This window comes from Lactobacillus nasalidis, from assembly GCF_016587775.1.
Classification (GTDB): domain Bacteria; phylum Bacillota; class Bacilli; order Lactobacillales; family Lactobacillaceae; genus Lactobacillus; species Lactobacillus nasalidis.
In genome coordinates, this window is record NZ_BOCG01000717.1 from 1 (window position 1) to 9,138 (window position 9,138).

Sequence of the window (9,138 nt, forward strand, 5' to 3'; positions counted from 1 at the left end):
ACAAGCTATTCACAAATATATCGATTACTACAACAACGTAAGAATCAAAACAGGACGAAAAAACATGACCCCGATTGAATATCGGAATCATGTTCTAACAACCTTAACGGCGTAATACTAATTTGTCCCAATTTTGGGGGTCACATCATTCTCGGGCTTTTTTTATGTTTTAAGGAGAGTACAGGATTTTTGAACGAAAAACAGTGGTTATTAGTGTCTAGAAATGCTGATTCTAAAGGATTCCAGCAATTGGCGATAACAACTAATTTTGAATTTGGTTCCCGTTTTGGTTCCCGATTAGAGATCCTCTAAGATTTCTTCAATTTGGTGATCGCTCTGTTGGCGTAGCTCATCAATTAGGTAGGCATACTTTTTGGCTGTAACCGACATGTCGGCATGCCCCAAGCGCTTGCTGATCGCATAGAGTGGCACTCCGCTAAAAAGCAGAAGAGCGACGTGGCTATGACGCAAGCTGTGGAAGTGGAATCCTTCTTTCTCTAACCCACATTTGGCCAAGTGGCGCCTCAGCGTATGATTTGTGGCCGATGAAGAGATGTACGATCCATCGCTAGGTGCAAAAACTCGTTCCTGGCCATTGACCTTAAGTGGTGCTATCAAATCGAGAAACTTACTGGAAACCCTAATGAATCGATTTGAACTAGCTGTTTTCGGCTTCTTAGTTCTATGGGCAATATAATCATAAGACTTATTTACCCTGATTGTATGGTTATTATAGTCTATGTCGTCCCATTCAAGTGCAAGTATTTCTCCAAATCGCATGCCGGTATAAATGGCACATAAGATCATGTACCTGCTGACGTATTTGGGAGAGATGTTGTCTTCCAGGGATGCGATTAAAGATTTGATTTCAGACCGTGAGAGGTACTCAACGTGTCTTGTCTTAGATTCATCCCATACCAGAGTAATCTGATCTGCAAAATTGCGTGGGATGGTTCCCTCATAAACGGCATACTTGGCGCACGACTTTATTGTCCCGTGAACTTTTTCCATGGTTGATTTGGAATGATCGTGGCCATAACTATTAATGAATTGTTGGTAGGACCTCTGCGTTATGCTAGAAATTTTAGCTTTGCCAAAGTATTGCTCAATTAGGTGGCCAATATTGATATAGCGCTTTTTAGTGTTGTCAGACACTTTTGACATTTTAAAAGTTTGCGCCCATTCTAAAAAATACTCTACAAATATCGGGTCAGTTGGGGAGAGCTGTTGCTTGTCTTTTGCAACTTCCATTTTGTTGGCCCACTGTTGTGCCAAACGTTTGGTCTCAAAGCCTTGCTTACTCTTGGTATGTCTTTTGCCATTTGCATCATACCAAGAGATTTTTGCTCTCCAACCACTGTCTTTTTTCTCAATAAAAGCCATGGCTAGTCACTGCTTTCCAAAGCTATTAGATCATCTAGGACTTGTCCAGGCGTCTTGTCTAAAGCCTGGGCAACTGCACAGATCACTTTTACTGTTTGGTTGGAAAGTTGCTTGGTGTCAGCCGTGGCATGGGATAAAGTCATTTGCGAAATCCCGGATAGCTTAGAGATTTGATACTTTGTGATATTATTTTGATCGATGTATTTTTTCAAGACGTTCATCTAATTTTTTACCTTCCCGCTTTAACTTGAATTGAATCAGTTTCAATAATCCATAAACAATGGCACTTACTAAAAGAAAATATTTCATTTTTTATACCCAATGTTGATATAATAAAAGGGTGCAAAGGCAAGAAGCCTCTATGTAGAGTCTTCTTTGTCATTGCCATCTTTTTCTTGCTCTTGCTTGATTTTAATTTTTTTCAACTCGTTGTCTAAGTGCAAACCAATTGTACTTTCGACTTCTTTTGCAATTTTAGTTGAAATTAAAATACAAGCTATGAAGTAAGATAAAGCTTTCAACATTGGTTTTCCTCCTTTCTTAACCTTACACATATATACTAACATACTTGTTAGTATATAACAAGAGGAAAACGAGAAAAAAGCACGTTTTTTAGGCTTTTTGCCTAGAGACGTGCTTTTTTCTATGCTGCTTTATTAGTTAAAACTCTAGAAATAGTTTTACTATCTGATCCAAGAATCGGGGTAATAGGAACAGAAGATTGGTTTAGAAATAAATCATTTATTTCGTCTAAATTGTTTATTTTTTCCTTGTCATTTAAAATCGCATAAAACGTTGCTGTCGAGTCGATAGCATGGCTTAGCTGTGCATCAACCATGTAAAGTTTTGCATTGCTAATCTTGTTGGGTTGGGTTATGGCATTTACCAACTTTTTTGTGCCACCAATAACAGGGATTGAGAAATCAAAAGTGTAGGAATAACCATTTTCGCCAGTTACTACATAAGGAGCATCATAAGCCACCTCATTTTTAGTTAATGCATTAAAAAGGTCTTCCTTAAATGTATTAACTACATTAGTGTCATTGAGCAGAATTAAATCATAAATTTTCAATAACCCTTGTACCATTCTTTGTTTTGCAATTGGGAACTTTGAACTGTCACATTTTACAAAAATCTCTTCACTATCAATAGTCAGTCCGTATGTCTTGACGGTGTTATAAAGAAGATTGTAGCGATGTGATCCCTTTCGAAAAGTAAACCCGTGAGACTCAAGGTAGTCCATTGTCCACCCATCATCTGTAAGTTTGATAGTTTTATCCGAGTAAGTGATGGCATAAAGAACAATTTCGTCAAAGCTATTGTCCAGAAATGGCGTATCGATTCTAACTATTTGAGGGCTCAAATCAACGTATGTCTCGTTGTCAGTGAGCCACTTTAAATATGCTTCTTTTAACGCAGTAGCATCCATTTTTATGAGCCTCCTTTGTTCTTTATATTAGTATATTCCAAAAAGCTATCAAACGCGTCAACAATGCTGTTTACGTTAGGAAACTTAGCTTGAGGCAATGGAAATGCAATTCTATCATGCGGCACAATATCTGGATTATAGATGTGAATGTGGTCTGAATGCCTTGTATCTGGATATCCATCAGGATTGTGATGGCCTTGTCCCACATCAACTCTTACTATCTGCTCGTGATTGCTTTTAAGCCTTAAGTGAATACTATAGCGCTTCTGCAAATAGAAAGTGCTTGATACAAATACGTGAAGTATATATTCAATACCGTCTGATTCTCCAACTACAACCGAATCTTCTTTGATCCTTTCTAGATTTAAAGAAATTAGCTTGTTTCTTATGTCATTGATGCTAAATAAATTGGATGGGTGTTTCAATGACTCGATAAGGTATTTGATATCTTCTGATGTGAGATTATTAATATCCATAACATCCTTTCCAAGCCCGCAGCCGCGGGCTTTTTTGTTTTACCTGCTTGCCGTACCTGATCATCTGGATCTTCTTGCCAAAATAGCTTTGATGCAATCGCTCCTCTATAATTAGATAGAGGAGGCGATTAAGTTGCTTAACGACATTATTGCAACATTACTAACAGTTGGCGGGGTGGGCTTTGTTAACTTCATGGTCACCGAACAACTCGGAACAGTCAATCTCTACAAAGACTCTAATCAAGCAAGATTGGGTTATAGCTTAATATGGTCTATCGTTGATTTTTCTATTTATCTATTGGCTAAAAATCTTCTTTCAAGTTACTTGCAAGGTGATGTGCTTCTAATTGCTGTCATGCTGATCACGTTAGTCGGGGCTTGGCTTATTACATACCTATTGGCCTGGCCACTGCATGATCTGCTGTTTACCTTGTATTCCAAGAAGACAGCACAGCATAAAAGCAAAGATTTCTTGATTGATAATCAATCAGTTTTAGAATCAACTTTGGTAATTGAAGACAAAGAAACTAGGGTTTATGTTTACGATTTTGAACATAATCCATTGGGGTATGGTGTTCTCTCTGAGTACAGCACCGATGAGAATAACAGTTGTATCCGTGTCGATCCTTTTAGAGATCCAGATGGGGAAACTCATTTGCAAGATTCTTATGATGATCTAATGCTCAAGATTCAAAGCGAAACGTATCAAGAAAAATACGACACACGCCAATTTATTGATTTTAAGCATCGCTTTATCATAATCGTTGCAATTGAAGACCCAGAAAGCTGATGCTATTTTGATGGCGGTCTTTTTCTGCCAGTAGTTCTTTTTACCTTCTTAGTACCAGTATTTCTATTTTGTGCATTTCCTTTATGGTTATCGTTCATGCCATTGTCCTTCCAAGCCCGCAAGCGCGGGCTTTTTTATCTACTGCCATATCTGATCATCTGGATCTTCTTGCCTAGGATTCGGCCGGGGTGGTCCTTGTCTAAGATGATCGTGTCGTAGGCGCTGTTATCAGGAATCAGCTCAATCGTGTCACCAACATGCTTGATCGGCTTAATAGCCGTGTTATTTCTAGTCATGTTCTTTCCTCCATCATGACTCAAACATACAACATTCCTAAAGCGCTGCTTGCATCCCTTTAAGCCTTAACATCAGGACACGATCGACAGCGTTATCGTATTGGCCAGACAGGCCACATTGCTCCATGAACAGGCCCTTGCTGATCTCTTCGATTGATAGGCCTGTTTGCCCTAAATAGTCATCAAGCATGCCAGCTATCATGCTGCAGTTTGCTTCGAATTCCAGGCGGATGTGCTCTGCAGGCGTTGCCTCATATAGAAGGGATGATTGCCCAATGTGGGCTAATTCGTGCTCCAAGACGTACTTCTGCCGAAGCGGAGGTAGGTTAGAGTTGATGACGATCACATCAAGGTCAGTCATGTAGTAGCCATCTGCATCCATTGGGTAATAGACCACTTTATGGTTATTGATTGTCCTCATCTGGATCACGTCCTTTAAGGTAGGCTTCGGCGATCTGACGGAGGACAGCTCGGTCACGGTCGGTTACTGGCTTGCCGTCAAAACTCATCACGTGTGATAGAGCTTGCTCGACGGTTTCTGACTGTTGCTTCTCGCCATCCCTCGGCGGGAAAAAGTCGTCGACAGAGACGTTAAACAATTCCGACATTTTGTACAGCATGTCTTGATTTGCTTTCCGAGCTCCAGTCTCGTATCTGGTGACCGTTACTCTTGAAGTATGAAGCCGGTCAGCTAAATCTTGAGTAGTCCAGCCTTTCTGTTCTCTAAAAGTCTTGATTTGTTTTCCAATGTAGGCGCTTAATTCAAAGTCTTCCATAGTGCTTTCGCCTCCTTATACTTACATTTTAGCCTTTTTGGTACTTTTTGAAACTTTTTTTACCAAAAAGGTTGCAAAAAGTACCAAGACGGTACTATGATATAGATGTACCGGAGCGGTACAAGTCTTAAAAAGGAGGCGGGAGTGATGCAGTACAATCTGCTAAAGCTTAGGAAGTACGACCGTAAGATGTCGCAGGCTGAAGTAGCTAAATACCTTGGAATTGCCACACATACATATAATCAAAAAGAGTTGGGTAATCGAGAGTTTACTCAGGATGAAATGTTTAAGCTTGCCAAGTTGTTTGGCAAGCCGATTGATGATATTTTTTTGCCTAGATAGTACCATAATGGTACAGGAGGACGACATGGAGATTTTTAAATTTGAAGGTGCTGACGTAAGAGTGGCCGAATCCAACGACCAAGTATGGTTTGTTGGCAAGGACGTAGCGAAGGTCCTTGGATATAAGGACACGGTTAATGCACTCAAAGCGCACGTTGATGAAGAAGACAAAAAAGGGGGGTGGCAAATCACCACCCCCTCTGGAACTCAGCCGATGACTGTTATCAACGAGTCCGGCTTGTACAGCCTGGTTCTGTCGTCAAAACTGCCGACGGCCAAGAAGTTCAAGCACTGGGTCACCAACGAGGTGCTTCCGGCCATTCGCAAGCATGGTGCTTACATGACCGGCGAGAAGATCGAAGAGATCCTCAGCGATCCCGACACGATCATCAAGCTGGCCACCGAGCTCAAGGCAGAACGGGAAGGCCGCTTGATCGCTGAACAGCGGGTCAATGAGCTGACTCCAAAGGCCAGCTACTACGACTTGGTGCTTAAGAACGAGTCCCTGGTTACGATCACTCAGATCGCAAAGGACTACGGGATGAGCGGCCGGGAGATGAACAATAAGCTGCACGAGCTTAAGGTTCAGTACAAGCAAGGTTCCACCTGGTTGCTGTACTCCAAGTACCAGAAGACCGGCTGGACCCACAGCGACACCATCGTGGTTGATCGGACTGACGGCACCAAGAAGGCAGTGATGCAGACCAAGTGGACTCAGAAGGGGAGATTAGGGCTGTATGAACTGCTGAAGAGCAATGGCGTTCTCCCACTGATTGAGCAGGAAGAATTAGATTTTTAGCAGAAAGCGTGACTGAAATGACTTCTACTCCTACTACTCGCGAGTATCTGTTAGACAGCTTGGCTGAATCTAAGGATGCCAGAACGCGGGCCTATGCGGCCTACCGTGGGCGTGAAATAGACAAGCTGGTGAATGATCCAGCATCAGAAGTACGCGCGGCCGTTGCCCGAGGTGGGCACTCCCTTTACAAGCTGGTTAATGATCCAGCGCCAGAAGTACGTGCGGCTGTTGCCAGCAGTACCAACAGCCTTAGTCAGCTGGACAAGCTGGCTAGCGACCCGGCTCCAGAAGTACGGGCAGTTGTAGCACTCAGAAAAGGCTACTGCGTGCAAATGATCAATGATGAGGATCCAACCGTCCAAGCTGTTGCCTGGTGGGCACTGGACCACGGGGTGTAATAGAGGTGATCAAGATGGAAGACAACAAAATTGCATTAAGCATGCAATTAGAAAATTTAGATCAGTTAGAAAAGCTCCTTTCCCGTGCAGTAAAGCAGGAAAAGGAGCTGAGAAAAACTTTGAACGAAATTGAAGCCCTCGAGCCTGACATTGGCTTTAAAGTCCACGTAGATGCGGCAGACATTCAGACAGCAAAGAAGGCCAGTGAACAAATGGCTAAGAAACATGAGGCTGATTTAGGCCTCTAAACGTCACTCATCAATCTTCAAGTAGTGTTCAAGCATCTTTTTAACGACAAAGTCTGTGTAAAGATTACTTTCGGTCGTTGCTTGGGTGTAAATGGCTAGTAGCTGCTCTCCCAAGTCTTTAGAAGAATTAATTTCCGTAGCTAATTCTTCTACCCGCTTTTGAATAGGCCATTTATTCTCGAATTCACTATCGGCCTGTTCAAGTGCTTCTTTGAAGTCTTTGTTAAATTCATCGCGAGAAAGTTTGCTCATATTGATCACCTCCAGTGTAAATGGATACACACAAATTATATCGCTAGATGTAGTGTGCTTCAAATCGGAAAGGCTACAACATAATGTGGAATGAAATTGAAAAGATTTTAAAAAAGAAGAAGATGAGTATCTATAAATTGGCCAAACTTACCGGCATTCCAGATACCAGCCTTCATAATTACAAGAACGGTTCACAGTTATCGTTCGTCAATGCATGCAAGATTGCTGATGCGTTGGGCGTCTCGCTAGACGATCTGAGAGGAGGAACTAAAAATGGAGCTGACAGTTAACCCTGAAGATTTAAAACCGCTTGTTGACCAGCTGATGGCTAGCTACGGATACATTCCTGCCGATGAAACAGTCGGCAAGACTATCGGGATGGATGAATTCAGAAAAAAGTACTGCGGTGGAAAAGCCGCGGAATGGGTCCGCACCTACATCCTTGACCGGTATCCAGAAACGAACTGGGAGAACGGTGGATGGTGCGTTAACCCGCACAGAACAGAAGGCGGCCGCAAGACGATCATTTTTGAACGTAAAGCGGCCGCTTGGATGGATGACCATCAAGAGATGATCGATTGGAATGAGAAGCTAAGATAGTCGGATTTTCATAGCCATAGCGGTCTGATCTCCATCAAGGATCAACTTAACAGGGAGCGTCTTCTTGATCTCTCTTTCATCGATGATGAAGGAGAATCTAATCGTATCTTCGAGTTTAAAGCCTTGAAGATACTGGAAGACAATAATGAATTCTTTGGCTGAACGTGATGGTACGTTTAGCGGAGTGCAATCAGAATAGCATGTTTTCTGTCCGTCAGAGCTTTCGAGCAGGACGACAGGACACCAGGTTGACTCAACATATTCATTCTGGTTCTTCAGAAGAATATTGGTGATAGTCGAAGGGCGTGAAGACATGTTGCTAACGAGCAAGCTGACTGTTAGTTGAGAGCGGTTGGGACCTGACTTAAGCTGGGATGCCCAACGTAAATAGCACTTGGTTTTAATGTGCTTTTCGTAGTAAGTCGATGCTAAAGAGAATGCTGACATTAGGAACGAAAGAACTGAGATTAAGATTGAAATTATTCCCATAGGTGGTGATCTCCATGCAATACAACAGGGACAAGGTTTATTTAGTCATCTCAATTGTATCAATGATTCTAGCAATCATTGGTGTAGTATTGGCAATTTTAGGCAAATAGGAGGACAACATGCTTTACGCGATAGTAGCGGTATTGGCCGCGTCTTGGATGTGGCTGCGGGCATCAGGGATGCTGGCAGCGTCAAATTGGGCAGCGTTAATTACCATTGCCGTGGTGACCTGGGCAATGGTTTACAGAGGAGGTGAGCATCATGAGCGCAGAGACGATTAAGCGCCTGGTCAAGGCATCAAATGCCTTCACGACCGGTAAAAAGACAGAAAAAAAGCCTAGCTCACAACAGAGCTAGACCGTTAGGGATGCAAGGGCTAGTTTTGGCCGACCGGCCTTGCGTCCAAAGGAGATTATACCATGACAAAGCAAAACAAAAGTTCTGAAGAATTTGGGGGGAGCAGATACTTTTTGAACATCCCCGCTGGTGTTGCTCATGATCCAGACCTGCAGAAGGCACCCAAATCGATTCTCATCTTCGGGGAGATTTGGTCAATGCTCAATGTGACCGGATCTTTCTTTATGAGCAATGACAAGATGGCCCAGCTCTACCATTGCAGTCCATCTACTGTCAGAAATGCCTTGAAATTGCTGGAAGATAAGGGCCTTATTACCCGGGAAAACATTTATAGACCGGGCACTAAGGAGGTTATCCACAGAAAGATTTCCACAGGTTCTAAGGTGGGGCAATACATCGGCATACCCCCTGCCGACACATCGGCGGACCCTCTGCCGACAGACGACCCCACCCCCTGCCGACAGACTGGCGGGATAATAGAACATATACCCAATAGAACAGAT

18 protein-coding genes are annotated in these 9,138 nt (G+C 42.8%); 9 read left to right on the forward strand and 9 right to left on the reverse strand.

The genetic code is table 11. The features are described from left to right. Window positions 1-115: IS3 family transposase (locus lacNas_RS13745; protein ID WP_191669675.1), on the forward strand; the 115-nt coding region annotated here is incomplete at its 5' end. A gap of 182 nt (window positions 116-297) precedes the next feature. On the opposite strand, the gene lacNas_RS13750 is transcribed toward lacNas_RS13745, so the two are convergent. The 5 genes from lacNas_RS13750 to lacNas_RS13770 all read right to left on the reverse strand — a co-directional run bounded on the left by lacNas_RS13750 (window position 298) and on the right by lacNas_RS13770 (window position 3,288). After that, the gene (locus tag lacNas_RS13750; protein ID WP_201331727.1) at window positions 298-1,383 is read right to left on the reverse strand and encodes a site-specific integrase; all 1,086 of its coding nucleotides are present in this window, start codon (window positions 1,381-1,383) and stop codon (window positions 298-300) included. Between the two features lie 2 nt (window positions 1,384-1,385). After that, the gene (locus lacNas_RS13755) at window positions 1,386-1,604 is read right to left on the reverse strand and encodes a helix-turn-helix domain-containing protein (RefSeq protein WP_201331726.1); all 219 of its coding nucleotides are present in this window, start codon (window positions 1,602-1,604) and stop codon (window positions 1,386-1,388) included. A 138-nt stretch (window positions 1,605-1,742) separates the two neighbouring features. Then, window positions 1,743-1,907, reverse strand: coding sequence for a hypothetical protein (locus lacNas_RS13760; RefSeq protein ID WP_201331725.1), 165 nt, complete (start codon window positions 1,905-1,907; stop codon window positions 1,743-1,745). 119 nt (window positions 1,908-2,026) lie between these two features. Beyond that, complete coding sequence (locus lacNas_RS13765) at window positions 2,027-2,812, reverse strand: DUF1828 domain-containing protein (protein WP_201331724.1); 786 nt, start codon at window positions 2,810-2,812, stop codon at window positions 2,027-2,029. Window positions 2,813-2,814: 2 nt separating this feature from the next. Continuing rightward, the gene (locus lacNas_RS13770; protein WP_201331723.1) at window positions 2,815-3,288 is read right to left on the reverse strand and encodes a DUF6978 family protein; all 474 of its coding nucleotides are present in this window, start codon (window positions 3,286-3,288) and stop codon (window positions 2,815-2,817) included. A gap of 133 nt (window positions 3,289-3,421) precedes the next feature. Here lacNas_RS13770 and lacNas_RS13775 point away from each other — a divergent pair, with 133 nt between their 5' ends. Next, window positions 3,422-4,078, forward strand: coding sequence for a hypothetical protein (locus tag lacNas_RS13775; protein WP_201331722.1), 657 nt, complete (start codon window positions 3,422-3,424; stop codon window positions 4,076-4,078). 134 nt (window positions 4,079-4,212) lie between these two features. Here lacNas_RS13775 and lacNas_RS13780 read toward each other — a convergent pair whose 3' ends face one another. From lacNas_RS13780 to lacNas_RS13790, 3 genes are read right to left on the reverse strand one after another with little or no spacing between them, the layout of a single operon-like run. After that, window positions 4,213-4,374 (reverse strand): S24 family peptidase, encoded by a 162-nt coding sequence (locus tag lacNas_RS13780; protein WP_201331721.1) that lies wholly within the window; start codon window positions 4,372-4,374, stop codon window positions 4,213-4,215. A 37-nt stretch (window positions 4,375-4,411) separates the two neighbouring features. Then, the gene (locus lacNas_RS13785; protein WP_201331720.1) at window positions 4,412-4,795 is read right to left on the reverse strand and encodes an ImmA/IrrE family metallo-endopeptidase; all 384 of its coding nucleotides are present in this window, start codon (window positions 4,793-4,795) and stop codon (window positions 4,412-4,414) included. Beyond that, the gene (locus lacNas_RS13790; protein ID WP_201331719.1) at window positions 4,779-5,150 is read right to left on the reverse strand and encodes a helix-turn-helix transcriptional regulator; all 372 of its coding nucleotides are present in this window, start codon (window positions 5,148-5,150) and stop codon (window positions 4,779-4,781) included. The genes lacNas_RS13785 and lacNas_RS13790 overlap by 17 nt, the downstream gene beginning before the upstream one ends. 147 nt (window positions 5,151-5,297) lie before the next feature. On the opposite strand from lacNas_RS13790, the gene lacNas_RS13795 reads away from it, so the two are divergent. Genes lacNas_RS13795 through lacNas_RS13810 form a run of 4 tightly spaced genes read left to right on the forward strand, consistent with a single transcriptional unit; the run spans window position 5,298 to window position 6,937 of the window. After that, a complete protein-coding gene (locus tag lacNas_RS13795) occupies window positions 5,298-5,492 on the forward strand; it encodes a helix-turn-helix transcriptional regulator (protein WP_201331718.1) in 195 nt (64 codons plus the stop codon). Window positions 5,493-5,517: 25 nt separating this feature from the next. Next, window positions 5,518-6,291, forward strand: coding sequence for a phage antirepressor (locus lacNas_RS13800; RefSeq protein ID WP_244660732.1), 774 nt, complete (start codon window positions 5,518-5,520; stop codon window positions 6,289-6,291). Between the two features lie 8 nt (window positions 6,292-6,299). After that, a complete protein-coding gene (locus tag lacNas_RS13805; RefSeq protein WP_201331716.1) occupies window positions 6,300-6,689 on the forward strand; it encodes a hypothetical protein in 390 nt (129 codons plus the stop codon). A 14-nt stretch (window positions 6,690-6,703) separates the two neighbouring features. Beyond that, the gene (locus lacNas_RS13810; protein WP_201331715.1) at window positions 6,704-6,937 is read left to right on the forward strand and encodes a hypothetical protein; all 234 of its coding nucleotides are present in this window, start codon (window positions 6,704-6,706) and stop codon (window positions 6,935-6,937) included. A gap of 3 nt (window positions 6,938-6,940) precedes the next feature. Here the strand turns inward: lacNas_RS13810 and lacNas_RS13815 are convergent, their stop codons facing one another. Further along, window positions 6,941-7,189 (reverse strand): hypothetical protein, encoded by a 249-nt coding sequence (locus lacNas_RS13815; protein WP_201331714.1) that lies wholly within the window; start codon window positions 7,187-7,189, stop codon window positions 6,941-6,943. Between the two features lie 83 nt (window positions 7,190-7,272). Here lacNas_RS13815 and lacNas_RS13820 point away from each other — a divergent pair, with 83 nt between their 5' ends. From lacNas_RS13820 to lacNas_RS13830, 3 genes are all read left to right on the forward strand, one after another. Continuing rightward, the gene (locus lacNas_RS13820; protein WP_201331713.1) at window positions 7,273-7,479 is read left to right on the forward strand and encodes a helix-turn-helix domain-containing protein; all 207 of its coding nucleotides are present in this window, start codon (window positions 7,273-7,275) and stop codon (window positions 7,477-7,479) included. Next, window positions 7,463-7,789 (forward strand): DUF771 domain-containing protein, encoded by a 327-nt coding sequence (locus lacNas_RS13825; protein WP_201331712.1) that lies wholly within the window; start codon window positions 7,463-7,465, stop codon window positions 7,787-7,789. The genes lacNas_RS13820 and lacNas_RS13825 overlap by 17 nt, the downstream gene beginning before the upstream one ends. A gap of 908 nt (window positions 7,790-8,697) precedes the next feature. After that, on the forward strand, window positions 8,698-9,138 hold a 441-nt coding region (locus tag lacNas_RS13830; RefSeq protein ID WP_201346957.1), incomplete at its 3' end, for a helix-turn-helix domain-containing protein.